This window comes from Clostridium sp. FS41 (genome assembly GCF_000954015.1).
Classification (GTDB): domain Bacteria; phylum Bacillota; class Clostridia; order Lachnospirales; family Lachnospiraceae; genus Enterocloster; species Enterocloster citroniae.
The window spans coordinates 22471-49134 of record NZ_JYHN01000056.1 but is presented as its reverse complement, the minus strand read 5'-3'; the positions used below and the strand labels follow the sequence as shown (position 1 = coordinate 49134).

The following is a 26664-nucleotide window of genomic DNA, read 5'->3' as shown; positions in this document are numbered from 1 at the left end:
TGAAATGATGGATAAGAGAGATGAGATTGTATCAAATCTGACCTTGGAGCTCCGGCGCGGCACATTGATCCTCAGTGTACTGAGTCAGCTTTTTGTACCGCAGTATGGGTATTCCCTGATACAGTGCCTGAATGCCAGCGGTGTTCAGATCGATATCGGTACAATTTACCCACTGCTTCGCCGGCTGGAAAAGCAGGGGTTGCTGGAAAGCGTATGGGAGGTGGGAGAAAGCAGGCCGCGCAGGTATTATAAGATCAGTGAGGATGGGAAGGTTGTGTATGGCATTCTATGTGAAGAGTGGTTCAGGATGTCAAAGAGTGTAGAGCGCTTGATAAATGGGGGTGAGGATCAGGATGGAGCTGATTGAGCGGTACATATATGCAGTATCCCGCCGCTTGCCGGTGTCACAGCGCGCGGATATTGAACAGGAACTGCGGACTTTGATTGAGGATATGATACAGGAGCGCTGTCATGGAGAGGTCGGACAGGAACAGATCATGGCGCTTCTAAAGGAATTAGGCGATCCGGCTTACCTGGCGGGACAATACAGGGAGGAGCAGAAATATTTGATCGGACCTCAGCTTTACGATGCCTATACGCTGGCAATGCGTATTTTTCTGGCGGCATCCGTGTTTGGGATCAGTCTCATAGAAATAGTTGGTTTTTTCCTTCATCCGGACGCTCTGCTGGAAGATATATTGTTCCAATTCGCTGCATTGCTCCTGCGGGCTGTATGTCTGAGCTTTGTACTGGTCACATTGGTATTTGCCCTCATGGAACGCGACCACTATCGCAGAGCATCCAAAACAGCGTGGGATCCGGCCGCCTTGCCAAAGATCCCAAAACGGAGCCAGACCATATCCATCTCTGGGGTGGTATGGTCCGTGGTTGTCAGCATTGCCATGATCAGTGTGATCGTAATGGGAAATCCAACCGTACAGATATCGGAGGTAATCTGGATCACCAATCCCATCTCTATACCGATCTTTTCGCCAAAAGGGATGCAGACGGTTGCTCCGATCATTGTTTCACTGCTGTTTGTTGGGATCATAAGGGACCTGGTAAAACTGGCGTCTGGATGCTGGACAATGAAACTGTCGGTCATCAATGTTTTGATCAACAGTATCTCTGTGATCTGCTACATGTTCTTTTTGACAAAGCCGGACATATTTAACCAGTCACTGGTAGGGGGATTGGCATTGAGGGTGTTATGGCCGGCGGGAGTAACGGGGGAGGCTCAGGCCTGTGAGATAGCGGTAAATGTGCTGGTATATCTCACTGTGGTGGCATTGATCACGGAATCTGCCCTTTCCCTGTACCACGGTATCAAATATCAGATAGAAAACGGACAAAACAACAGCTAGGAGGGGGAGCTTATGGGGGACATGGAGAAACAGCCGCATATTTTGATCTCGCGGGAAGAGTCCGCGGAGTATGCGATCATACCCGGGGATCCAAAACGCGTGAAAAGGATTGCCGGATATCTGGATGATGTGCGGGAACTTGCATTTAACAGGGAGTATTATTCAATACGAGGCAAATATAAAGGTGTCCCTGTCATTGCGCTTTCCACTGGGATTGGGGGACCATCGGCAGCCATAGCGATTGAAGAGATGAGGGCCATAGGAGTCCGGACGATCCTGCGGATCGGAAGCTGCGGAGCGCTTCAAAGCGGCATGTCCGTGGGAGACCTGATCATCAGCACAGGTTCTGTAAGGGATGACGGAACCACGTCCACTTATGTGGATAAGGGATATCCGGCAGTACCGGATCTGGAGACAACGGGTATCCTGCAGCAGGTATGCGGGAAAATGGGATTTAGGTACCATAGCGGGATCACCCGAAGCCATGACAGCTATTATGCGGATACAGCAGAGGAACGGACGGACTACTGGCATAGCAGGGGGATCCTGGGAGAGGATCTGGAGACTTCTACACTCTTTGTGGTGGCAGGCCTGCGGGGGCTCAGAGCCGGATCCATCTTAAATATTGTGGTGGAATGGAAGGGGGATGTAAAGGAAGGGATCCAGGATTATGTAAATGACGCCAGACAGGCAGCTTGCGGGGAAGAAAATGAGATCCTGGCGGCATTGGAAACAATTTCCGAATTGGAGGCAAGAAAGAACTAGGAAGAGCTAGGAAGAGCTAGGAAGAGCTAGAAAGAGCTAGAAAGAGCCGGAACGGGATAAGGAGAAGGAGGTATTCAAATGGGTAAGAAAAGGGGTATATGGTCATTAAACTTCAGTACGGCATCATTGGTATTGATACCCGCAGCAGTGGGCATCAACTATATCGGTAAGTTTTTCGCTGAGGCGCTGAAGCTTCCGTTATTTATGGATAATATCGGAACCATTATTGCAGGTGCTCTCTGCGGACCGGTTATTGGCGGGATCTGCGGAGCGCTGAAAAATATCATATACGGTCTGACGGCAAGCCCTGTTTCATTGGTCTATGCACTGACCGGCCTGGGTATTGGCCTGACCGCGGGTATTACCGCGTACAAGGGATTGTTCAAAAGTTATAAGGGAGCTCTGATCACAGGCCTTTTGATCGGTCTGGTGGCAGTGGTCATTTCCACGCCCCTTAATATTATATTCTGGAGCGGGCAAACGGGGAATGTATGGGGGGATGCCGTATTTACATATCTGATGGCAAATAAGGTGCCTGTCATATTGTCATCATTAGTGGATGAGGCAGTGGTCGATATACCGGACAAGATCTTAGTAGCGATGATTTCTTTCGCCATATACAAAAATCTTCCCAAACGCCTTACCAGCCTTTATACCATGGAAGAGGAGACCGAAAGTTTATAATAACCGGAGTGGTATCCGGATCATCAGGCGGGCAGGCTCTGTAAGGGACTGCCTGCATCTGCAAGGAGGACTGTGAGATGAAGATGGCAAGCTTATATGTGGAGAAGGAATCGGCGCTTCACCGGACTCATCCGATCAATAAACTTTATTATATCATGGCGGCGGTACTCATCCCGCTGTTCATATCGAATTCGTATGTAACGGTGGGCGTCATCCTGATCAATCTGACACTGCTGAGCAAAGGCAGGGTTTTCCGGCGTATGCTGCCCCTTATTGGTGTGAGCCTGATCCTGATGGCGTCCATCCTGTTGGTCCAGGGCTTATTTAATCCGGACAATGAAACCGTGCTGCTGGATGTTATGGGGATCCGTTATTATCTGGAAGGGTTTCTCCATGCGCTTTCCATCTGTCTGAACCTGATCAATATTATTTGTGCTTTTTCAATCCTTGTATTGACAACAAGGCCGTCAGATTTGGTGGAATCCCTGGTGAAGAAAGGGATGAGCCCCAAAATCGGCTATGTGTTCAGCTCAGTCCTGCAGATTATTCCTGAAATGATCACATCAACAGGCACCATCACAGACGCCCAGCGGTCACGGGGCCTTGAGATGGAGGGAAGCCTGTTGACCAGGGTGAAGGCATTTATTCCCTTAATAGGACCGGTGGTAATGAATTCACTGCTGCAGACCAGAGAAAGGGCGGTTGCCCTTGAAGTGAGAGGATTCAATTCCAGAACACCGAAGACTTTTATCAATCAGATGGAGGATGGAAGCCATGACAGGTTTATCAGAAGCTGCTGCTGTGTTCTGGTCATAGCTGCATTGGTATGGAGGGGATTCCTATGGCTAAGATAAGTGTGGAGCATTTGAAATATATGTATCCCATGACAGATAAACTGGTATTGAATGATATTTCATTCCAGGTTGAAGCCGGTGAGATCGTAGGGATCGTAGGCACCAACGGAGCTGGAAAATCCACGCTCTGCCAGGCGCTTGTAGGGCTGGTGCCAAACTTCTATAAAGGAAGATACGGCGGACATGTGTTTATTGACGGTATGGAGGTTACAAAGGCTGAGTCCAGCGATCTGGTGTCCAAAATCGGCATTGTATTTCAAAGCCCCTTTACACAGGTCACAGGCTCCAAGCTGACTGTGTTTGAGGAGATTGCATTTGGTCCTGAGAACATTGGTCTGCCCCGGGAGGAGATTCTTAAGAGGGTGGAATATGCAATGGAGCTTTTGGATATTGCAAACTACAGGAACCGGAATCCGTTCCAGCTTTCCGGCGGGCAGATGCAAAGGATGGCAATCGCCAGCATCATTGCCATGCGTCCGGAGGTCATTGTCTTTGACGAGCCCACCTCACAGCTGGATCCCCAGGGATCGGAGGAGGTGTTCCGGGCCATACAGACCCTCAGCAAAGAGGGGATGACGATCCTGATTGTTGAGCATAAGATCGAAAAACTGGCAAGATATTGTGATAAGATCATTCTCATGCATGATGGAATTGTGGTGGATTATGATGTTCCTGCAAAGGTGTTTTCCAATCCGGAATTGGAGAAGTATCAGATGGATTATCCGGTGTTTACCCAGATATGCCGTGAGCTTTGCGTGAAAAAAACAGATGGCCTGTATCCTGTTACATTGGAGGATACCTGCCAGCTGGTCAGGGGGCAGAGGGGATATGAATAATATTACGGTTCAGGATCTGTGTTTTTCTTATACAGAGGATACGCCGATCCTCAAAAAACTGAATTTGGAAATTGATGGTAGAAAGACAGCTGTTGTGGGGCAGAATGGAGCGGGAAAGACCACATTTGTAAAATTGCTGAAGGGCCTTTTAAAGCCTGTGAGCGGAAAGATCCTGATCAATGGAACGGATATCAGCACCACAACGGTGGCGGAGTTGTCCAAGCAGGTAGGTATGGTATTTCAGAACCCGGATGACCAGATATTTAAAAATAAGATCATAGATGAGGTAATGTTCGGCCCCCTAAACATTTTTAAGGATAAGGAAAAAGCAAGGGAGAATGCAGTAAGGGCACTGGAGATCGTGGGGCTGAAGGATAAAATGGAGGAAAGCCCTTATGATTTTGGGCTGTCGGAGCGGAAGCTGATATCCATTGCATCTGTGATCGCCATGGAAAATGAAATAATAATTCTGGATGAGCCAACCATCGCACAGGACAGCTGGGGAAAGCGGCGCATCGGAGAGATCATCAACCGTTTGGGGGAGGAAGGAAAGCTGGTGATCACCATTATCCATGATATGGATTTTGTCGCCAATTATTTTGAACGGGTGGTGGTCCTGCGCAGGGGAGAGGTTTATCTTGACGGTCCGGCCCAGGAAGTGTTTGCGCAGAGGGAAAAGATACGGGATGCCTATCTGGAGCTGCCCCATGTGGCTCAGCTCAGCACCATGGAAAATGGTCGGGTGTATATTACGGTTAAGGATTATGTGGAGGCAAAGAGGAGAGGATGAACAGGGGGGCTGCTGCCTTTAATATGCTCCCTCTTAAGTAGACGGTCGAAATGATTGAGCGTGTCTACTTAAGAGGGAGCATATTTTATTGACTGGGCGGCCCTCTTATTTTAATTTAACAATCCGGGTGGGCAGCCTGAAAACTTTTTAGAATATTGTCCATACTTCTATGAATATGCCATTCCATAATACGTTTCCCTTCAGTTATATCTCCGGCACGAATAGCCTGAAGAATTTCAATGTGCTCTTGTGTGGATTGGTGGTAATGCTCCAGTTCAGAATTCATTGTGCTAATGCTGGGGCCATTCCACAAACTCATAAGAAAATTCAAAAGTTTTTGATTATCTGCCGCTTTCCAAATAGTCATATGAATTCTCTGATTGAGTTCCGTATAGTAAGAACGATCAATCATATCCATATTATCCATCATGTGATACAGTTCAGTGAGTAGTTCAGATACATCTAACCCATTTCTTGCAGCTCTGGCTACAGCCTCAGATTCCAAAAGAATTCTCATTTCGTAATGGTCGGTAATGAATTTTTGATTAATAGGTTTTACAATAGCGCCTTTATTCATTCGTAATTCAATTAATCCTTCAGCAGCCAGAGTCTGAAAGGCTTCGCGGACTGGAGTTCGGCTTACACCAAGCCGTTCTGCGATTTCTGTGAGGCTTAATTCCTGCCCATTTTTATATTCACCTGCTAAAAGTGCTTTTTTTAAAATTGATGTAATGCGCACGCGGGCAGGCATAAGTTCTAATGATTCCACGTTTATCACCTCGGATTTCTCATGTGCTTATCATAACATATTTACGAAATTCCTGTCAAATCTCATAAGATTGCCATTATAATATTGTGAAATATAAATAAAAATATAAGATAATTACAAAAATATATTGCACATAAAGTAGAAATGTGATAATCTAAACGTGAAAAATGTAATATCGTATACGATATTCAAAATACGATATACAAACAAGAGGGGAGATGGTAGGTTTATGCATGCAATCGAGAAGATTCTTGCGAAAAACAGCGGAAGGAAAAAGGTAAGTACAGGTGAAATTGTAACTGCAAAAGTTGACTTTGCGGAAATAAATGACCTGTATTTACAAACGGTATATTCTTTTTATGAAATGGGTGGAGAAACGGTGTGGGATAATACGCGTGCGGCTTTTGTTTTTGATCATTATGCTCCGGCACCGGATATTAAGAGCGCATCGAATCATGAGGAAATGCGTGGTTTTGCAAAGAAAAATAACTTAAAATATCACTTTGATACAAATTGCGGAGTATGTCATCAGGTGATGCCGGAGGCAGGAGTCATTTATCCGGGGATGATTGTGGTGGCAACGGACAGCCATACCACAACACATGGAGCATTTGGAGCCATGGGAACTGGATGTGGCGCCACAGATATGGCTACGATTTTGATGACTGGGGAGCTCTGGTTCCGAATACCGGAAATCATTGAAGTCCGTTTGGAGGGTGAGACAAAAAAGGGAGTATATCCCAAAGATGTGATACTGCATGTTCTGGGAAAAATCAAGGCTGACGGAGCTGTATATAAAGCAATTGATTTTACGGGAAGTTATGTAGAGCAACTAAATGTGGCAGGCAGAATGGTTATCTGTAATATGGCTGTTGAGATGGGAGCAAAGACAGCATATATGCAGCCAAATCAGGATGTATTGGATTATGTTTCAAAACGTGCAGCCCGTTCCTATGAAGTTCAGTATACAGATCCGGATTTTCAATACCAGGAATCCTATTGCTGGGATGTTTCTGAATTGGAGCCACAATTAGCCTGTCCCCACAGTGTAGATAATGTAGCACCTCTGAGTAAGGTGATTTTAGAGCAGGATGTTATATTAAATCAGGGATATGTAGGCAGCTGCACGGGAGGCCGTGAGGAAGACATAGCCGAGACGGCAGGAATCCTAAGAGGAAAACACATTCCTCCATACTGCAGGCTGGTAGTAGTTCCGGCTTCAGCAGAGGTTATGTTGTCCTGCATGGAAAAGGGATATATTCAGGATCTAATGAAAGCGGGAGCAACGATTGCCACTCCCGGATGCGGAGCTTGTTTGGGAGCGCATGAAGGGATTATTGCACAGGGGGAGCGCTGCATAAGCAGTACAAATCGAAATTTCCCAGGGAGAATGGGATCGAATAAGGCGGAGATTTATTTGGCTAGTCCGGCGACTGTGGCAGCAAGCATACTGAATGGACGCATCACAGATCCGCGGCAGTATTTATAGGGGGTGAGCAGATGGAAACAATAATCATTGGAGAAACTATCGTTGTTGGAAATAATATTGACACTGACCAAATATATCCGGGACGCTTTTTGGCGCTTACTGATCCGGAAGAGATTGGGAGTCATTGCTTAAGTGGGGTAGATGAAAATATTGCGGTTTCTTTTCCGAAAGGAGGGATTGTTGTAGCAGGGACTAATTTTGGGTGTGGATCCAGCAGGGAACATGCACCGATTGCGCTGTTACATATGGGAGTATCTGCAGTTGTTGCTGATTCCTTTGCACGTATTTTCTTTCGCAATTCAATTAATTTAGGGCTGCCCTTGGTGGTATGTAGAGGAATCGGTAAGAAAGTGAAGTATGGACAGACTCTGAAGTTGGACTTGGAGAATGGCACAGTTACTGTTATGGAAACAGGAGAATGCTGTCTGTGCGAGAAAATGGGAGAACAGGCTTTTAAGATCTTGGAGGCAGGTGGAATTAAGCCTATGATGAGAGAAAGAATGAAAAAAGGGGGAGAATAGTATGTCGATTGAGTTTGTCTTTATCATTGGAATGGCAATTTTACTGTTTTTATGCCTGAAGGTAAAAGCGAATGCATTCATCGCATTATTGTCAACAGCACTTGTTATGGGAGTACTTGCGGGAATGAGTGGTTCTGATACAGTAGGAGCAATCACAGGAGGATTTTCAGGAACGGTTAAGAGTATTGGTATTGTTATCATTTTTGGGATTATGCTGGGCAATTATCTTGATGCGGCGAAAGCTACAAATCGAATGGCTATGGACACCGTAAAACTGGTTGGACAAAAGCGGGCAGGGCTTGCCATGGCTATTACAGGATATATTGTATCAATTCCGGTTTTTTCAGATGCGGCATTTGTAATTTTAACTCCTTTGGTAAAGGCGATTCAAAAGAAAACAAAGATTCCTTTAGCTATTTTGGCAGTGAGCCTTTCAGCAGGACTGCTGGCAACCCATGTTTTTGTTCCGCCGACTCCAGGCCCATTGGCGGCGGCTGGGTTGCTGGGAATTGATATTGGACAGGCCATATTATACGGAAGTTTTGCAGCGGTTTTTATGACGCTTTTTGGATGGATTTTTGCAGAGATTTATTTTAGGAATAAGCCTGACGATTTTTACTCATTCCGTTCTGATATAAAAGAGGAGGAAACAGCAAATATTGATGATGACTCAAATTTGCCCGGAACATTGGCCAGCCTTTTGCCATTACTGGTGCCGATTGTATTGATTCTTTCAAAAACTACTTGCGATATGATTTGTCCGGAGGGAACGCCGGTTCTGCTGATTACTTCTTTTGTTGGAGATTCAAATATTGCATTGGCTATTGGCGCGGTTTTAGCTATTGTAACACTTGGTAAACGTTTAGGGAGCAAAAAGGTACTTGAAGTAATGGATAAGACACTAAAGGATGCAGGGCCAATCGTGTTCATTACGGCAGCAGGAGGTGCACTGGGCCAAGTATTGAAGGTTTCTGGAGCTGGTGATAGTCTGGCGAATATGGTCATTAATACAGGACTCCCCTTTATTCTGATTCCATTTGTGATATCCGGTGTTTTAAAAGTAGTACAGGGCTCAGGTACCGTTGCAGTGACAACTGCTGCAACTCTTTGTGCTCCGATTGCAGCAAGTCTGGGATTAAATCCTATTTTGATTTTCTTGGCGTCAGGCGCAGGCGCACGAGCTTGCTGTCATGTGAACGATAGCTATTTTTGGGTATATACCAACTGTATGGGTTATGATATGAAAACAGGATTAAAAACTTTATCTCTCAGCAACATTTCCATGGCTATTGGCGGCTTGGTTGCAACATTTATTTGCAGTATATGGCTGTAAATAGGATCAAAGGGAATCGTTTAAAATAAATAGTTTCAAATACATAAAAATTGAAGATATCACAGACCAGGAAGATGAATAAAGGCTCCTGGTCTTTTTTACCGCTGCTATTCGGCCTATTCATATATTATCCCCCAATAATCTGCAGACCTATCCTCACTATTCCCAGCGGACACAAGATACCGTAAGATGCGCAGATGTACAGGCCCCATACCCTTTCACCATATTGTGTTTATCTATCTGTAGTGATATCATGATTATGAATAAAATGAGTCATCACAAGCTGGTTCATTTTAAAAACAAAAGGAGAGTGGAATGATGGCCTGGTGGGCAGTTGCGGCAGTTGCGGCATTTTTTATAAAAGGATTATGCGGGTTTGCAAATACGCTGGTATTTACAAGTATATTGAGCTTTTCTAACAACAATAGCGTGATTTCGCCGGTGGAGTTACTGTTGGGATATCCAACCAATATGATTCTGGCTTGGAGAGAACGCAGATCCATAAAATGGAGCATATGTATTCCGTTATCGATCTTAGTTGTCATGGGCAGTGTACCCGGCATTTTATTTCTTAAAAATGCGGATGTGCGCATGATAAAAATTTTCTTTGGGTTTATCATCATTCTCATAGGCATGGAAATGCTGTACCGGGAATATCATACAAAACCCGTTAAGCAGTCCAAGATCCTGCTTGGATTGATTGGGATTCTGTCAGGACTGCTTTGCGGCCTGTACGGGATAGGGGCCCCTTTGGGAGCTTATGTAAACAGAGTTACAGATGACACCCACTCTTTTAAAGCTAATATCTGTATTGTTTTTTTGATTGAGAATACATTGAGGATTTTTTTGTATGGGTTATGGGGAATGGTTTCGCTTGAACTGGTAAAAACATCCATTATGCTGATTCCGTTTATGCTTCTGGGACTTTCACTTGGCATTTTTAGTGGAAGGATCCTGCCGGAGAAAGCAGTCAGAAAATTAGTTGTTGTCATGCTGATTATTTCAGGCGCGGCATTGGTAATGAAAAGTATATAAACGCACAGAAAAAATGACTAAAAATTAGTAATTAAAATGAATAAATTAATGCAATTTTGGACTGTGCAATTCTGTAAAAAGATGGGAATTGTTAAAACGGTGACAATAGTAGGGGATAAAAGCGATAAAAATATACAAAATATATAAAAAGCTATTTACAATCAGAGAAGCTTATGGTAGTCTATAAATACAGAGGATAAACACGCGTTTACAAGGTGATGACATGAAAATTACAAGTGCAGAGATTGCAAGACTGGCAAATGTTTCAAGAAGTACAGTTTCCCGGGTGGTCAATAATTATTCCAATGTACCTGATGAAACCAGAAAGAAAGTTTTGGATGTGATCGAGAAATATGGATATGAACCGAATTCCTTTGCCCAGGTGCTTGCCGGAAAAGCAAGCAGGGAAATTGCCTTATTCATCTCGGATTGTGATTCAAGCAGAAAAAGGTGGAAGGGAACAGAATCCCCATATTTTATGAGATTGATCGCTGAATTGATCTCTCAGGGTAAACAATATGAATATATGATCTCGGTTGTTGTGGTTACGCAGAAATCAGATTTCGCTAAGATAGAGAATATGTATTTGAGCAGGATGATCTGCGGCGGAGTTTTTGTCGGCTTTGAGTTTGAGATGAAGTCGATCAATGAATTGGCATTACAGGGATTTAATATGGTGGTGATCGACCCGAATGTGGATATGATACAGGCGGAAAACATACGGGGTATCTACAGCCAGAACCAGGATGCAGGCTATTTGGCCACAAGCTATCTGATCAGACAGGGGCACAGGCAGATCGTGCATCTTTCCGGAGATGACAGGTTGTCCAGCCGGGACCGTGTGATAGGCTATAAAAGGGCTATGCTGGAAGCCGGCCTGGAGGATGAATGCCGGATCGAGGCGGGCAACTTTAACAGTGAGACAGCATACAAAGCGGCGGAAAGGATATTACACACGCCTGCAACTGCCATTTATGCAGCCAATGATCTGATGGCTATTGTTGCCATGCGTGCGGCCAATGATCTGGGGCGGAAGGTTCCGGAAGATATTAAGATAGTTGGCTGCGACTACAATTCTAATTATGAGGACTTAGGGTATCATTTGACAACAGTGGAGATATCGGTGCGTGATATTGCAAAAACAGCGGTGAGGGCAGTGATCGGAGTGGAAAAGGGGGACCGTTTGATCTGCCCTGCCAGATTTAGAAAAGGAGTGACGGCTTGACAAAAAGCCTTGTCACTTTTGCAAAAAATAAACGCGCGTTCACGATTTTATAAACGCGCGTTCACAAAAACCTTGCTGTATATGCGATCTTAGAAGGGGGATTGGAATGGCAGAAATTATTTATAACACGTCAACCAGGGAATTTCATCTGTGCAACCAGAGGATCAGCTATATTTTATCCGTTCTTGAAAACGGGCAGCTGGGCCAGTTGTATTTTGGAAAGAAGCTGACCCACAGGGATTCTTTTGCACACTTTATCCAGATGAGAACACAGAGCCACACGGCTTATGTGTATGAAAATGATTTTTTGTTTTCACTTGATACCATACGGCAGGAATACCCGTCTTATGGAACGACTGATTTCAGAGAACCGGCATACCAGATCGAGCAGGGCAACGGCAGCAGGATCACTGGATTTGCTTATAAATCCCATGAGATCTATTCGGGAAAAAAGAAATTAAACGGACTTCCGGCTATTTATACAGAGGATGACCAGGAAGCCGTCACTCTGGATGTCATTTTAGAGGATCCGCTGATCCAGGTACAATTGATTTTGTCCTATACGATTTTTGAGGATTATGATGTGGTCTGCCGGAATGCAAAATTTGTAAACCATGGCTGCCGGACAGTAAAACTAAACCGGGCAATGTCATTATCCATAGATCTGTATGATGATGATTTTGAAATGATCCAGTTGGATGGCGCCTGGTCAAGAGAGCGTCATATCGTCCGCCGGAAGCTGGTTGGAGGAATACAGTCTGTTTCCAGTGCCAGAGGTGCAAGCAGCATGGACCACAATCCTTTTATTGCCTTGAAGCGTCCCTGGGCAACAGAGCAGTCCGGGGAGGTGTACGGATTTTGCCTGATCTACAGCGGCAATTTTTTGGCGCAGGTTGAGGTGGACCGCTATGAGACCGCCCGTGTTATGATGGGGATCAATCCCTTTGAGTTTTCCTGGATGCTGGAGACCGGGGAGGAATTCCAGACTCCGGAGGGGGTAATGGTTTACTCCTGTGAAGGATTGAACGGCATGAGTCAGAATTTCCACAGCTTGTTCACCAAAAGACTGGTGAGAGGGCCCTGGAGAGAAAAAGAACGTCCCATCCTTTTGAATAACTGGGAAGCCACCTTTTTCAAGTTTGATGAAAAGAAAATATTAGACATAGCTGAGAAGGCCAGACATCTTGGGGCGGAGCTGTTTGTATTAGATGATGGATGGTTTGGAAAACGGGATGATGCGGGAAGTTCTCTGGGTGACTGGTACAGTGATCTGAACAAGCTTCCGGACGGCGTGGAAGGGTTGTCCAAAAAGATTGCTGAACTTGGCTTGGAATTTGGCTTATGGTTTGAACCGGAAATGATCAATAAGAACAGTGAATTGTATCAAAACCATGGAGAGTGGGTGATCAGGGTGCCGGAACGCCCCATGTCCCAGGGAAGAAATCAGTATGTTCTGGATTTTTCCAATCCTGAAGTCGTGGATCATATCTATAATATGATGCACAAGGTTTTGAGCAATTCCAAGATTTCATATATAAAGTGGGATATGAACCGGAATATTACGGAGGCGTATGGCGCAACGCTGGGGGCTGAGAAACAGGGTGAATTTTTCCACAGATATATATTAGGAGTATATGATTTATATGAAAAACTGATCCAATCTTTTCCTGACATCCTGTTTGAATCCTGTGCAAGCGGCGGCGGGCGGTTTGATGCCGGTATGCTGTACTATGCGCCGCAGTGCTGGGCCAGCGATGACACGGATGCAGTGGAACGGATCAAAATACAATACGGGACAAGCATGGTGTACCCGCTGTCATCCATAGGCGCTCATGTTTCGGCTGTTCCGAATCATCAGGTGAAACGGATGACCAGCATCGGCTTCCGGGCAAATGTGGCCTTTTTTGGAGCGTTTGGATATGAGCTGGACCCGAATCAGATGACAGAGGCGGAGCAGAGCGCTGTGATGGAACAGATCCAATTTTACAAAAAATACCGGAATGTATTTCAGTACGGAAGATTTTACAGATTAAAGGATCCATTTGAAAATCAGGGCGATGCGGCGTGGATGGTAGTATCGGAGGACAGGAAGACAGCCATTGTCAGCTGCTACAAAGTGCTGGCCAGACCCAATCCCAAATTGAAGAAAGTGCTGCTCAGAGGATTGGATCCCCAGATGATGTACGTCTGTGCTGAAACAGGAAGATCTTATTACGGGGACGAACTTATGAACATGGGACTGTTAACGGATATGGAATTTACGGGATCTTCCGTAAGAAAAAAGGAGGTCACAAAAAAGAATTCCGGATCAGATATGGGTGATTTTACTTCTCAGCTGTATGTTCTGGAGTGCAGGGCACAAGGCAATTAGGCCGTTTCACTGTGAAGAAGGAGGAACGCTATGGTAGAAAAGAACTCAAAAATAAAAATGCCTTTTTGGAGAAATATTAAAGTAGTGCCATATCTTTATATTCTTCCAAATATGATCTTGTTTTTAGTATTTATGATCATTCCCATATTCATGTCATTTTACTATAGTACTGTAAAATGGAATGGAATGGGGACGCCGAAATTTATCGATATACAGAACTATCTGTATATTTTCCAGGATAAAGTATTCCTAAAATCCATTTTTAATACGTTCTATTATACGGTTGCCACCGTACCTCTTCTGATGGTGCTTGCATTGTTTTTTGCAGTGCTGCTGAACAGTGCGATTCCGCTGAGAGGAGTGATCCGTTCTGCAATATATGCACCTGCAGTAGTGTCCACCGTTGTTGTGGGAACGGTGTTTACCTGGATCTTCCAGGATCAGCTTGGGCTGATCAATTATTTGATCCGGTCAATGGGCGGCACGGCGATCCAGTGGGCGAATGACCCCAAATTTGCAATGGTCATGCTGATCGTTGCAACTGTATGGCAGAGGACCGGATACAATATGGTGATCTACCTGGCAGGTTTACAGGGAATACCAACGGATGTGATGGAGGCAGCAACCATCGATGGTGCAAGTACCTGGCAGAAATTCCGCTACATCACCCTTCCCCTTCTTAAGAATACGCATATGTTTGTAATGATCACTTGCATGATCCATGCGTTCCGTTCATTTGACCTGGTCTATACCATGACGCAGGGAGGTCCGCTGAATGCAACAAAGACCATGGTAATGTATGTCTATGAGCAGGCATTTAATAAGAATTACTATGGCAGGGCGGCGGCCGGTGGTATTGTATTGTTTGCGTTTATGGTGGTACTCACATTGATCAGGTTCAGGATTGAGAAGGAGGATTAGCATATGAACGATTCAGGACGTATGGGCATGGATAGGAGAAAATACAGGCTGATGAAGACGGCGATCTTTCTGCTTATGTTTTCAGCGGCAGTGATAGCGTTATTCCCGTTTTACTGGATGATGGCAACAGCAGTGAAACCAGTGGATGAAATATTTGCATTTCCCCCCAAGTTATGGCCAAGTGAATTTATATGGTCCAATTTTGCAACAGCACTGTCCAGGGCGCCATTTGGGCTTTATTTCAGAAACAGTTTTATAGTCACTTTGCTCTCAACCGTGATAACGGTTTGTATCAACCTGCTTGCAGGGTTTGCCTTTGCAAAATACGATTTTAAATTTAAAGAATTTTTGTTTCTGATCGTATTAAGTACATTGATGATCCCCCTTCAGGTCACCATGATCCCGGTATTTGTCATTGCATCCAAGATCGGAATCCGTAATACGCTGTGGGGTGTGATTATCCCGCCGTGTGCCGAAGCACTGGGACTTTTTATGTCCCGTCAGTTTATCAGTGACATCCCCGATGGATTGATCGAGGCGGGAAGGATCGATGGCGCCACAGAGTTTACGATTTTTACAAAGATCATACTTCCCAATGTGAAACCGCTTATCAGCGTGCTTGTGATCTTCACGGTTATGTGGCGTTGGAATGATCTGCAGTGGCCGTTGATCATGCTTTCCAATGATAAGTATTACACAGTACAGCTGGGATTATCTAATCTAAACGGGGCGCAGTATGTTAACTGGAATGATATGATGGCAGCTTCGCTGATATCTGTGCTGCCGGTCCTGGTGGTATTCCTGTTATTCCAGCGGCAGTTTGTACAGGGGGTTGCTTCCAGCGGTATTAAAGGTTAGGGAGGAAGGGGAATACAAAAACAAATAAATACGAAACACATAAACACGATATACATAAACACGAAAGTGTAAAAATATAAAGGAGGAGTATTTTATGCGTAGAAACAGAGTCAAAAAGGTTATGGCAGTTATGCTGGCGGCAGGTATGGTAAGCGGATTGGCTGCCTGCGGCGGAAAAACCGCAGAAAAACCAGCGGCAACACCAGCGGCAAAAGAAGCGGCGGCAGAGACAACGGCAGAGGCAGCAAAAGGGGCAGATACGGCAGCGGAGGAATTAAAAGCGGAAGAGGGGGCGGAAATTGAAATCGCATATTGGGAAGGATCCACTTCTGACAAAGACGCATGGGATGAGTTGATCGCAAATCTTCAGAAGGACCATCCGGAGATTAAGATCATTCCCCAGACATATCCGTCTTCAGATTACAGAGATATGCTGGACACCAGGATTGCGGGAAATGACTGGCCGGATGTAATGCGTTATACCTATCAGAGACTTGGTAAATTCAAACAGGCGGACGTAATGCTGGACCTGAGCCCTTATATTGCCCAGGAGAGCCTGGATGATGTTTCACCGGCATTTTTATCCGCATGTACATATGAGGGAAAACTGGTAGCCATGCCTCATCATACGGATACAGTGGCAATGTTTTACAACAAGAGGATGTTTGAGGAAGCCGGGATAAGGATTCCCACCAGTGTGGAAGATGGTTATTCATGGGAAGAAATAACTGATATTGCAAGGACCTTAAAGGATAAATACAGCCTGCCTTATGCATTTGGCGGTATCTGGGAGAATAACAGCGGTTATCGCTATCTTCCGTTCATTTACATGAATGGCGGATCTGTGTTGAACGAGGCCCAGGATGCTGTTACAATGGATTCACCGGAGGTATTAGAGGCAATCAAACTGTATGAGGATTGGAGAAAAGAAGATCTGGTTGCCAACACTGCATTTTCAGGAGCCACAACCACCAACTCATTGTTTGTAGCGGAGCAGACTGCATTTACATTCTCAGGAAGCTGGCATTGCTCCTATATGCAGGAGAATATGGGCGACAAATGGGGAATGACATATATGCCGGTCCGCAATGGAAAAACAGGATCTGATATGGGCGGCAACGCAGTATTTGCATATTCAGAAACAAAATATCCCAAGGCAGCGGCAATTGTCATTGATTATATCACCAATGCTGAGAATATGAAGACATTCTGCGAGACAGGTGCGTTCATTCCTGTAAGAACCAGCCTTTTGGAGGGCGGTGTAGAATATAAGGTATTCCCGGACGAGATGAGGATCTTAAATGAGATCGTGGCAACGATCGATCCCAAGATGGCAGCAGATGAGACTTCCGTATCCTTCCAGCAGTTAAATGAAGTATTTAACGAAGAGATGGATCCGCTGGCAGTGAACAATTCTGCAACAGCGGAACAGGTGGTGGCAGCATGCCAGGAGCGTATGACAGAAGTTTTGAATGAGCAATAATACAGGATGTGGAAAGGGGCACAACATGGCTTTGAAGATTACATTTCTGGGCGCAGGAAGTTCCGTATTTGCCAGAAATGTTCTGGGTGACTGTATGATCCATCCGGAACTTGAAGATATGGTATTTTCATTATACGATATAGATGAGCAGAGACTGGAAGACAGCTATCTGATGCTGAATTCCATGAAGCATCATTTTGGGAAAAACGTAATACTGGAAAAATATGTGGGAGAAGCAATGCTTCCCAATGCCCTTACAGGATCTGATTTTGTGATCTGTGCGGTTCAGGTTGGAGGGTATGACCCATGTACCATTTCGGATTTTGAAATCCCGAAAAAATACGGCTTAAGGCAGACAATTGCAGATACGTTGGGAGTGGGAGGCGTATTCCGCGCATTAAGAACCATCCCGGTTCTGGAAATGTTTGGAGAACATGTGGAGAAATATTGTCCCAATGCGGTTTTCCTTAATTATACGAACCCAATGGGAATGTTAAGCGGATATATGCAGCGCTATTCCAATGTGAATTTTATCGGCTTATGCCATAGTGTTCAGGTCGCAGTGCCAAAGCTTTTTGACGGCATCGGCATGGAGTATGATGATAAGGTGCAGTGGAAGATTGCAGGGATCAATCATATGGCATGGCTTTTGGAAGTCAGCCGGGACGGGGTGGATCTGTATCCGGAGATCAAACGCAGGTCAAAGGAGCTTGGATATCCGGATGGAGACAAAGTACGCCACGAGATCATGCACCGTTTTGGATATTATGTCACGGAATCCAGCGAACATAATGCGGAATATATGCCGTACTTTATTAAAGATAAATATCCGGAATTAATCCAACGGTATAATATTCCCCTGGACGAATATCCAAGAAGATGTATCAGGCATATTGAAGAATGGCAGAAGATGAGGGAGGAGCTGATCAATTCACCTGATCTGGGACATGAGGCGTCCAAGGAATATGCAGTTCAGATCATCCATTCCATTGTGAACAATAAGCCGTTTAAATTCGGCGGAAATGTGATCAACCATGGAATGATACCCAATCTTCCGGCCAAGGCATGTGTGGAGGTACCCTGTATCTCAGATGCTTCCGGCATTGCGCCGGTTTATGTGGGAGAATTGCCGGAACAGCTGGCGGCATTAAACAGAACCAACATTAATGTTCAGCTTATGACCATCGAAGCCGCGCGTACAAAGAAAAAAGAGGCGGTATACCAGGCAGTAATGCTGGATCCCCATGTGGCGGCGGAGCTTTCCATGGATGATATTACAGCTATGTGTGATGATCTGTTTGAGGCCCATAAAGATTGGATGCCGCAGTACAGGTAGCAAGGGAAAGGGGGAGCATATGACAGCTCCCTCTTCCTTTTTAGGAGGAAGAGCCTGCAATGATCAAAAAATTGCGTTTGGGAATACATTTGGGGATCCCCTATGTGGTTTTACCCGGAAATGCAGGTAGGACGGAAGATTTAAGAAAGGCGGTGGGCGGATTGGAAAAGAATGAAAAACCTGTTGTGGCAGTATTAATAGGAGATGGAAGCGGTGTTGGGCCGGAGCTGACGGCAAAACTGGCAGCAAAAGGGATTTTGAATGAACATGCAAGACCCGTTGTGATGGGGGATGTGCATTTATGGAAATACGCATTGGAGACATTTGATCTGAATGTAAACTGGAAGCTGTTTGATTCCATGGATACGGTTGACTGGGAGCATGGGATACCGGTGATCCATGTGGGGGACCAGGATCCGGGGATGATCGAGAAGGGGAAAGTAAATCAGATATGTGGCAAAGCATGTCTTGATATGATCTGCTATGCTGTGTCATTATATAAAAATGGAAAGATCCAGGGAGTGTGTTATGCTCCTTTAAATAAAGGGGCCATGAAACTGGCTGACAGTCCTGCGGCAAGTGAGACAGAACTTTTTTCCATGCTTTTGGGACAGGAGGGTGAATGCGGTGAGATCAATATGCTGGATCAGGTATGGACAACAAGGGTGACCAGCCATATTCCGGTATCAGCGATCAGCAGCCAGCTGACAGTGGATGGGATCGTACAAGCGATCTGTCTGGCGGATAAGACGTTAAAAAAAGCAGGATACCGCCATCCGAAGATCGGAGTATGCGCTTTGAATCCCCACGCAGGTGAAGGCGGTCTATGCGGAGATGAGGAGGGCAGGGTGATCTCTCCGGCGATCCGGGAAGCGTCTGGAAGGGGAATTGATGCACAGGGGCCATTTGCATCAGACACTCTGTTTAAACAGGCCTTTGACGGAACATATAATGCGGTGGTGACCATGTATCATGATCAGGGGCAGATCGCCTTAAAGCTAAAGGGGTTTGAACGGGGGATCACGATTGTGGGAGGACTGAACATGCCGGCAACAACCTGTGCCCACGGAACAGCCCATGATATTGCCTGGAAGGGAATCGCATCCACACAATCGCTGGAGAATGCTTTTTGTATGGTTTGCAGGATGGCGGGAGAATCATAATGGTTCAATATGTAATGAGGGAATAAACAGACGGTTTTATGAGATTAGGGATTAGGCCAGTGCTGGTTTAGTCCCTATTTTTTCATTTCCTATATCATCCTGTCGCAATCATAAGTCAGCAACAGAATTGCTCCATCACTATCACAGATTATCCTATAAAGAATTAATACCAGTTCTGAACTGTTCTTTTGCAAATTATGTAGTTCCTTGCTTGAATGGGTTGCGGCAGCATAGCAAAGTTCTTTCTACAGTGGTAAATTGGTGGTAGAAATTTAGAGATTTTCTTGGATATTTGTGCATTATTAATAAAAACATAAAATTTGTTTGTCGCTTACGTATATTGACAATTCCTATAGTCATGATTATAATTCAATTAAAGATGTTAAACCACTTTTGAAAAAACGAAAATTGGTTTAACAAATCAATAATTTCAAAGGAGATCATAACAATGGCAAAAATTCTAGTAATCAACGGGAGCCCCAGAACTAAGAGCAACTCAGCGATTCTTGCCGAATTGGCAGCAAAAGGCGCATCCAGTGTTAAGGATATGGAGGTCAGCATCTTTTCCTTTGCAGGAAAGCAGTTTTACGGCTGCACTGGCATGTGCCATGCATTCTGCCAAAACAGCGGGACTTGCTGCCAGGATGATGGATTCAATGACTTTGCGGATGCCTGGCTTGAAGCGGACGGCATTGTCTGGGTGGTGCCCACCTATCATGCGGGTCCTCCGGCACAGATCAAGGCTGTTCTTGATCGACTGGGCAATTCTTTATTCAGCGTAACCCGCGGTAAGATTGCACGTTTTAATAAGCCCACAGGCATTATTGTGAACGGCACATCCCGTTTCGGCTGCCAGGAGCTGGTTATGCAGTTCTTCCTGACGAGCATTCCGAATATGAAGTGTCTCCCCATAGCCGGCGATTCACCGAAAGCGGGTATTGCGGCCATTGGCCAGGCACCGACCTGGGAGCCTGGATGCATCGAGGAGGATAAGGCTGTAGTGGAAGCCTCCGAAGTTATGGGCAGGCGTGTTGCTGAAATGACCAAAATCATCGTTAAGGGCCTGGAAGCCTGCAAGGATGAACTGGATGAAACGTATTCAGCTAAAGAGTACATGATGAACTGCCGAGGAAAGGGCGCCGAGACAGACCCCAATTGGCGTAGGGCGGCTGAAAAATGAGGATAACGGTTCTGGGAGGCGGAAACGGAGCATTTTCTACCGCGGCGCACATGACAACCCTGGGACATGCGGTTACTGTGTCCAACCGCAGTTTCGATAAGCTGAAGCCGTTTATTGATGATCCCCGCTTGTATGTTCGCGGTGGCGCTCTAAAGGATCAGACCATCGAGATCAAACACATTGTAGAAGATCCCGGGAAAGCGGTCTGGGGCGCGGAAGTTATTATTATTTGTGTCCCCGTCCTGGGACAGCCGTATTATGCAGCCAAGATCGCCGGGCATCTGAATGAGGAACAGCCGATTCTCCTGAACCCGGGTCATGCTGGCGGTGCGCTTGCTTTTGCTGACGAGTTAAGAAAAAACGGATATACAGGACGGCTGAACATTTTTGAGACCCATACCTTGACGTATGTGGCGCGTATGCAGGACGCGCGCACATTAAATCTGTTCAAAATTGGGAAGAATATCATGGTGGCATCCCTCCCCAGCGAGAATGAATACTTGTCTAGGATCATGGAACTGTACCCGGATCTGAATCCGGTGCCCAATGTCTTGTATACGCTGCTCAGCGATCACAACGCGGTTTGTCATCCTCCGGGCATGTTATTAAACGCAGCGAGGATAGAGATGCAGGCTGGCGGGAATTTTACCTTCTATTACGAGGGTACTACCCCTGCTGTGGGCACGCTGATTGAAGCCATCGACCGGGAACGCATGGCGGTTGCGAAGGCGGCTGGCGTAGATATTCCCACATTTTTGGAGGCGTTCTACAGCCAGGGATATACCACAAAAGAGGCATTTGACTCCGGATCGGCGTATCGGGCGCTCCGGGAATCTGAGCCGGATCGGTACATTATGGCAGAAACCACTCTGCAGGGACGCTTCATCAATGAGGATGTGGGGTATGGCCTTGTCCCCATGAGCGAAATGGGGAGAATTTTAGGAGTAGCGACACCCACGATAGATGGATTTATCAATATTTTTTCTGCAATTAATCGAGTTAATTATAGAGAAACCGGGATGACCCTTTACAAGATGGGGTTGGACGAGGTAAAATCTTCAGAGGATCTGCTTAAGCGGTTTTGCTGAGAGAACAAGAAATCGCAGGCGGTGGATCGCTCAATATCGGACAACCGGCATATGTAAAAGGCGATAGTAAGGTGGTATCTATGACAAGTCGATTAATGGCATACAATAACAGTTTATTGCAGGATTTAGTGAACTATATTACCCAAAAGGACTACCAGAGCGGCGACCGTCTGCCCTCAGAACGGGAATTAGCAGAAATTTTCCATACAAACCGAAACACATTGCGTGAAGCGCTGAATGTACTGCGTATCATGGAGATCATTGAAATCAAACGCGGAAGCGGAATTTATCTGACCGGATCGGTGCCGGCAGACGTTGATAGCTTGGGAAAAGACCTGATCGTTAAGAATAAGTCGAATGTTAATGAGATCAATATTGCAAAGAACATCCTGGAAATTGCTGTGATTGACTTTATTAACGCTGATGATTTTGACAAAATTGCGGATGAACTCCAGCGCTGCATGGACCGTATCGATGTTAACAATTGCACAGCGATGGAATATCTGGAGATGGATGTTGCCTTCCATCGGACGGTTTTTACGGTTGCGGGAAACTCAGTGATATTAAAAATATGGGAGGATCTCACCGCCAGTATCTACGATGAGCGTATAGCTACATTCCGCACAAGCCTGCGGCGGACGTCTACTTTTTCAGAACACTCCGCCATTATTGCGGCGTATCGCACGCGTAACAGGGATTTTGTGAGAAGTGTAATCAAAGCCCATTTTGCAAGTGTGAATTTCAGTGTCCAAAATCTGGAGTAAAGCGCTCCAGATAAGTTATTTAACCAAATTGGTTTAACAACTTCTGACCACATTCTGCGTTTCCCTCACGTCACTGATATGGAGGCGACAGGCGTCTCGGAAACGTGGAGTCGGATTGGGATGAAAATTTTCCACAAAAAGTCGAGGAGGATATTTATTTATGGGTCATATGATAGAGATGCTTACAAAGCAGCGCGAACTGATGAAGGAGTATCGGTTCAATGCAATGGTTACTATGTCAACAGAGAATATTGCGTATCTTATCGGCACTCCGGTTCCGTCTCAATTGACGATTCGCAGCCGCCATGTCATCGTAATTGTACCGATGGACCAGGATCCTGTAGTTATCTGTGTAAATATCGAGGAAGAGTTAATCAAAAACAACAGTTGGATGCCTGCTGACCGCGTGTACAGTTATAATGAGTTTTTGACCGATCCGATTGTCATGGCCGCAGAGAAGATGAAGGAACTCGGCCTGGACGGTAAGAGAGTCGGCATTGAATTTAACTATTTGCCGGCCAAAGACTATTTGACGCTGCGCCAGGTTGCTCCTAACATCGAATTTGTAAATGGGCAGGATCTGCTGGATGAGATGCGGAAAATTAAGTTTCAATTTGAGCTGGACTTTATCGAGGCGTTTGGAAAGAGGGCGGAAGATGTTATTTTCAGTGCTTTTGAAGGGGTTCATGCCGGAAGCACAGAGATGGATATTTACCGGATACTCATGCAGGGATTTAGTGAGATCGGAGGGGAAAAGCCCAGCTTGATCGTTGCCAGCGGGGAGCGTTCCTCCATGCTCAACGCGGGTCCTACGAACCGCGTCCTGAAAGAAGGCGACCTGGTTAGAATCGATCTTGTCGGAACAAAGAAGGGCTACTACTGTGACGTATGCCGTACAGCGGTGGTAGGGAAGCCTTCCGAAGAGCAGGCCCGTATTTGGAAGATCGTCACGGGTTCGTTTGATAATATTGTAAGGCAGCTAAAGCCGGGAGTGGATACCCACGACATTTATATGGACTATGCCAAGAAATTTAAAGAGTCCGGCTATCAGGCATCCATTGACTTTGTTGCCCATGGCGTGGGTATTTCCTGCCATGAAGAGCCCTATATCAATAGTTTCAAGCACAATATCCTGAAAAAAGATATGTGCATGTGTGTTGAACCGATCTATATTGTTCCCGGCGTTGGAGGGTATCAATTTGAGAATGAGATTTTTATTACCGATGATGGATGCCGGATTATTTCTTTAAACCGGCCCTATCATGAATTGCCAGTGATCCGCGTGTGAAAGGAATGAAAAGAGACTATGAAAATTGTCGGATATGAGTTGTATAATATAGCCATTCCCACCCGGCGCAAGCATGTCTGGGCCACGAGTACGGTAGACGTTGGTTCCGGATACCTTATTATCAGGCTGATTGCCGATAACGGCATCGAGGGCTGGGGTGAATGTACTGCAATGGCGGAATGGGGAGGAGATTTTGGGGTTTACTACGGCGAAAACCGAAAGACCTGCCGCCTGATTTTTGAAGACTTCCTTTTCCCGGCTATTGAGGGGATGAATCCCTTTGAAATCGCGCGGATTCACGACAAAATGGATAAGGCGGTACGCGGTTACCCTTATGCGAAGACTGCTGTAGACATGGCGATTTATGATATGCTGGGCAAAGCGCTGGAGCAGCCGGTGTGCAAACTTCTGGGAGGGAAATACAGGGATAAAATCCCGGTTATTCACAGCATTGGGATCATGGACATTGATACAGCAGTGGCCGAGTGCATTCGCGTAAAGGAAGCCGGTTTTCACAACATCAAGCTGAAGGGCGGGCTGGACTTCGCCCGCGATCTTCAATTGCTTCGCCGTGTCAGAGAGGCTGTGGGCCCCGAAATGAATATCAATGTTGACGCGAACCAGGCATATTCATCGGCAAAGGAAGCGGTTCAGTGGGCTGCACGGATGGACCAGTATAATCTGTACTATCTGGAACAGCCTGTTGAGGGCAAAGATCAGATGGCTCAGGTGACGAAGCTTTTAAAAGTCCCGGTTTGCGCGGATGAGAGCTGCTGGACGCCCAGTGACGCCATTGATTTGATTAAACGGGGATCATGCGACTACTTTTCCATTTATACGGCAAAGCCGGGAGGGCTTTATAAGGGCCGGATCATCGCCTCTATTGCGGAGGCTGCCGGTATTCGATGCAATGTAAACGGATCGGGTGAATTTGGTATTGGCAATGCGGCAAACCTGCATCTGGCCGCTTCTGCGAAGAGTATTAATCTTCCATCTTCCATTCCTATCACCCATGTTGCCGACTATTCCGGACAGGTGGAGATATATTCCTTTGTTGATGATATTATTACCCGTCCCTTTGAATTTGATGACGGATGCCTGGTGGTTCCTGATGGTCCGGGCCTGGGTATAGATGTTGTGATGGACAAAATCAAAAAGTATTCGATTGAAGAATGAATACTGCTATAGACCCTAAGAAAGGAGTTAAATATGCCTTATATCGATATTAAAGCATTCCCCAAGGAGGAGTGGAGACAGAAGGAACTTGTTGAGCGGATCAATCAGGCGCTGTTGGATGTCTGGGGCTGTTCACAGGAGGCTATTTCCATCTCGCTGGAATCAATCCCAAAGGAGGAGTGGGATCAGAAGGTAAACAAGCCGCTGGTCGATTGCCGGCCCGATGAGATGATGATTTTTCACGGGAAAAAGAACTATTAATTTCATAGAGCCGTCAGTGTCCCCGGTAAACTGAAAGTAAATACGTGCCAGCACTGCCATTCATCCATCGGAAGCTCTTTTGCGGAAGTATAGCGCACAGCACGTATTACTTAAAAAAAGCTGCCCGGCGCATGGTAGAGGTGTTATATTGTGCTTGCCGGCCAGCTTGGAAGCGGAAAGGTTGAAACGATATGATAATTCAACAACTCGTCAACGGTCTAACGGTTGGGTGTTCTTATGCGCTTGTAACACTTGGTTTTTCAATGATTTACAGCGTTTTGACATTAACAAATTTCGCGCATAGTTCCTTCTATATGCTTGGCGCGTATCTGGTAGTTTTCTTTATGCAGATTCTGACTGATTCTCCTGTATGGTTCTTGTGTTCAATTATTCTGGCTGTTGCTATCTGCGCGGTGGTCAGCAGCGGTGTTGACATTATCCTGCTCCGTAAGATCAGACACTCGGATGCGCTGCCCATTGCAGCGCTGCTGTGTACGGTGGGCGTCCAGCAATTTATAAACAACGGGATCATACTTCTGTGGGGATCAAGCAACAAACCGTTTACTTTTTTTGCGGATATGTTCCATGTTGGGAAGTTTAGGATAGGAAATGCAGTTATTTCCTGGCTGCAAATTATTTTGATCAGTATCGCGATTGTGATCATGCTGGCCCTGACATTTGTTGTCCGGAAGACCCGTTTAGGAGCGGGGATGCGCGCTGTCTCTCAAAATTCAAGAGCCGCGCAGGCCATGGGGGTTCAGGTAAACAAGGTCATTTTCCTGACATTCATGATTGCGGGCGGGGTGTCCGCGATCGGGGGTATCATGGTTGGCATTTATTATCAATCCATTGAAACGACAATGGCTACAGTTGTTGGTTCAAAGGCCTTTGCCGCCGCGCTTCTGGGCGGTCTGGGAGAACTGATCGGAGCTGTGTTAGGCGGATTTCTCATTGGGATCCTTGAGACATTTGCTGCTGTCTATATCAATGCCGGCTATCGGGACGCAATTGCGTTCGGAGTTTTAATCATCATGCTTTTAGTCCGGCCCCAGGGCCTTCTCGGGAAAAAGACAGCAAATAAAGTATAGGTATCTGCAGTTTGCTGTCATA

Annotated in this window: 26 protein-coding genes; 25 read left to right on the top strand and 1 reads right to left on the bottom strand. The window is 45.8% G+C overall.

Annotation, left to right across the window (positions count from 1 at the left end; genetic code table 11):
* Nucleotides 1-4: 4 nt before the first annotated feature.
* From CLFS41_RS10740 to CLFS41_RS10710, 7 genes are all read left to right on the top strand, one after another.
* Complete coding sequence (locus CLFS41_RS10740) at nucleotides 5-367, top strand: PadR family transcriptional regulator (RefSeq protein WP_330363690.1); 363 nt, start codon at nucleotides 5-7, stop codon at nucleotides 365-367.
* Nucleotides 354-1364: a hypothetical protein gene (locus tag CLFS41_RS28970; protein ID WP_052665707.1), complete on the top strand. Its 1011-nt coding sequence runs from the start codon at nucleotides 354-356 to the stop codon at nucleotides 1362-1364. The genes CLFS41_RS10740 and CLFS41_RS28970 overlap by 14 nt, the downstream gene beginning before the upstream one ends.
* A gap of 12 nt (nucleotides 1365-1376) precedes the next feature.
* Nucleotides 1377-2129 carry a nucleoside phosphorylase gene (locus CLFS41_RS10730; protein ID WP_045092286.1) on the top strand — a complete coding sequence of 251 codons (753 nt, stop codon included), beginning with the start codon at nucleotides 1377-1379 and terminating at the stop codon, nucleotides 2127-2129.
* A gap of 78 nt (nucleotides 2130-2207) precedes the next feature.
* Nucleotides 2208-2813, top strand: coding sequence for an ECF transporter S component (locus CLFS41_RS10725; protein WP_007867092.1), 606 nt, complete (start codon nucleotides 2208-2210; stop codon nucleotides 2811-2813).
* Between the two features lie 77 nt (nucleotides 2814-2890).
* Nucleotides 2891-3667: an energy-coupling factor transporter transmembrane component T gene (locus tag CLFS41_RS10720; protein WP_045092285.1), complete on the top strand. Its 777-nt coding sequence runs from the start codon at nucleotides 2891-2893 to the stop codon at nucleotides 3665-3667.
* A complete protein-coding gene (locus tag CLFS41_RS10715) occupies nucleotides 3655-4503 on the top strand; it encodes an ABC transporter ATP-binding protein (RefSeq protein ID WP_007867088.1) in 849 nt (282 codons plus the stop codon). Before CLFS41_RS10720 ends, CLFS41_RS10715 begins: the two co-directional genes overlap by 13 nt.
* On the top strand, nucleotides 4496-5293 hold the full coding sequence (locus tag CLFS41_RS10710; protein ID WP_007867085.1) for an ATP-binding cassette domain-containing protein: 798 nt from the start codon (nucleotides 4496-4498) through the stop codon (nucleotides 5291-5293). Before CLFS41_RS10715 ends, CLFS41_RS10710 begins: the two co-directional genes overlap by 8 nt.
* A 115-nt stretch (nucleotides 5294-5408) precedes the next feature.
* Here CLFS41_RS10710 and CLFS41_RS10705 read toward each other — a convergent pair whose 3' ends face one another.
* Nucleotides 5409-6062, bottom strand: a complete 654-nt coding sequence (locus tag CLFS41_RS10705; RefSeq protein ID WP_082082564.1) for a GntR family transcriptional regulator — start codon at nucleotides 6060-6062, stop codon at nucleotides 5409-5411.
* 160 nt (nucleotides 6063-6222) lie between these two features.
* Between CLFS41_RS10705 and CLFS41_RS10700 the strand changes: the two genes are divergently transcribed.
* The 18 genes from CLFS41_RS10700 to CLFS41_RS10615 all read left to right on the top strand — a co-directional run bounded on the left by CLFS41_RS10700 (nucleotide 6223) and on the right by CLFS41_RS10615 (nucleotide 26642).
* Nucleotides 6223-7551 carry a 3-isopropylmalate dehydratase large subunit gene (locus CLFS41_RS10700; RefSeq protein ID WP_227162266.1) on the top strand — a complete coding sequence of 443 codons (1329 nt, stop codon included), beginning with the start codon at nucleotides 6223-6225 and terminating at the stop codon, nucleotides 7549-7551.
* Nucleotides 7552-7562: 11 nt separating this feature from the next.
* The gene (locus CLFS41_RS10695) at nucleotides 7563-8072 is read left to right on the top strand and encodes a 3-isopropylmalate dehydratase (protein WP_007867077.1); all 510 of its coding nucleotides are present in this window, start codon (nucleotides 7563-7565) and stop codon (nucleotides 8070-8072) included.
* A gap of 1 nt (nucleotide 8073) precedes the next feature.
* On the top strand, nucleotides 8074-9405 hold the full coding sequence (locus tag CLFS41_RS10690; RefSeq protein WP_007867072.1) for a gluconate:H+ symporter: 1332 nt from the start codon (nucleotides 8074-8076) through the stop codon (nucleotides 9403-9405).
* A gap of 315 nt (nucleotides 9406-9720) precedes the next feature.
* On the top strand, nucleotides 9721-10440 hold the full coding sequence (locus tag CLFS41_RS10685; RefSeq protein WP_242856816.1) for a sulfite exporter TauE/SafE family protein: 720 nt from the start codon (nucleotides 9721-9723) through the stop codon (nucleotides 10438-10440).
* Nucleotides 10441-10663: 223 nt separating this feature from the next.
* Nucleotides 10664-11665 carry a LacI family DNA-binding transcriptional regulator gene (locus CLFS41_RS10680; RefSeq protein WP_045092284.1) on the top strand — a complete coding sequence of 334 codons (1002 nt, stop codon included), beginning with the start codon at nucleotides 10664-10666 and terminating at the stop codon, nucleotides 11663-11665.
* A 106-nt stretch (nucleotides 11666-11771) separates the two neighbouring features.
* Nucleotides 11772-14036: an alpha-galactosidase gene (locus tag CLFS41_RS10675; RefSeq protein WP_045092283.1), complete on the top strand. Its 2265-nt coding sequence runs from the start codon at nucleotides 11772-11774 to the stop codon at nucleotides 14034-14036.
* 30 nt (nucleotides 14037-14066) lie between these two features.
* Nucleotides 14067-14957, top strand: coding sequence for a sugar ABC transporter permease (locus CLFS41_RS10670; protein ID WP_007867061.1), 891 nt, complete (start codon nucleotides 14067-14069; stop codon nucleotides 14955-14957).
* Nucleotides 14958-14960: 3 nt separating this feature from the next.
* Nucleotides 14961-15815 (top strand): carbohydrate ABC transporter permease, encoded by an 855-nt coding sequence (locus CLFS41_RS10665; RefSeq protein WP_052665705.1) that lies wholly within the window; start codon nucleotides 14961-14963, stop codon nucleotides 15813-15815.
* Nucleotides 15816-15909: 94 nt separating this feature from the next.
* Nucleotides 15910-17298 (top strand): sugar ABC transporter substrate-binding protein, encoded by a 1389-nt coding sequence (locus CLFS41_RS10660; protein ID WP_045092282.1) that lies wholly within the window; start codon nucleotides 15910-15912, stop codon nucleotides 17296-17298.
* A 25-nt stretch (nucleotides 17299-17323) separates the two neighbouring features.
* Complete coding sequence (locus tag CLFS41_RS10655; protein WP_045092381.1) at nucleotides 17324-18634, top strand: alpha-glucosidase/alpha-galactosidase; 1311 nt, start codon at nucleotides 17324-17326, stop codon at nucleotides 18632-18634.
* Between the two features lie 59 nt (nucleotides 18635-18693).
* The gene (locus CLFS41_RS10650) at nucleotides 18694-19797 is read left to right on the top strand and encodes a 4-hydroxythreonine-4-phosphate dehydrogenase PdxA (RefSeq protein ID WP_082082561.1); all 1104 of its coding nucleotides are present in this window, start codon (nucleotides 18694-18696) and stop codon (nucleotides 19795-19797) included.
* Nucleotides 19798-20245: 448 nt separating this feature from the next.
* The gene (locus CLFS41_RS28965; RefSeq protein WP_052665703.1) at nucleotides 20246-20977 is read left to right on the top strand and encodes an NAD(P)H-dependent oxidoreductase; all 732 of its coding nucleotides are present in this window, start codon (nucleotides 20246-20248) and stop codon (nucleotides 20975-20977) included.
* A complete protein-coding gene (locus tag CLFS41_RS10640) occupies nucleotides 20974-22065 on the top strand; it encodes an NAD/NADP octopine/nopaline dehydrogenase family protein (RefSeq protein ID WP_045092281.1) in 1092 nt (363 codons plus the stop codon). The genes CLFS41_RS28965 and CLFS41_RS10640 overlap by 4 nt, the downstream gene beginning before the upstream one ends.
* A gap of 80 nt (nucleotides 22066-22145) precedes the next feature.
* Nucleotides 22146-22829 carry a GntR family transcriptional regulator gene (locus CLFS41_RS10635; protein ID WP_082082560.1) on the top strand — a complete coding sequence of 228 codons (684 nt, stop codon included), beginning with the start codon at nucleotides 22146-22148 and terminating at the stop codon, nucleotides 22827-22829.
* Between the two features lie 160 nt (nucleotides 22830-22989).
* Entirely contained in the window at nucleotides 22990-24117 is a 1128-nt protein-coding gene (locus tag CLFS41_RS10630) for a Xaa-Pro peptidase family protein (protein ID WP_045092279.1), read from the top strand.
* A gap of 18 nt (nucleotides 24118-24135) precedes the next feature.
* Nucleotides 24136-25293, top strand: a complete 1158-nt coding sequence (locus CLFS41_RS10625) for an enolase C-terminal domain-like protein (RefSeq protein ID WP_045092278.1) — start codon at nucleotides 24136-24138, stop codon at nucleotides 25291-25293.
* Between the two features lie 33 nt (nucleotides 25294-25326).
* On the top strand, nucleotides 25327-25554 hold the full coding sequence (locus CLFS41_RS10620) for a tautomerase family protein (RefSeq protein WP_045092277.1): 228 nt from the start codon (nucleotides 25327-25329) through the stop codon (nucleotides 25552-25554).
* 191 nt (nucleotides 25555-25745) lie between these two features.
* Nucleotides 25746-26642, top strand: a complete 897-nt coding sequence (locus CLFS41_RS10615) for a branched-chain amino acid ABC transporter permease (protein ID WP_045092276.1) — start codon at nucleotides 25746-25748, stop codon at nucleotides 26640-26642.
* Nucleotides 26643-26664: the final 22 nt, after the last annotated feature.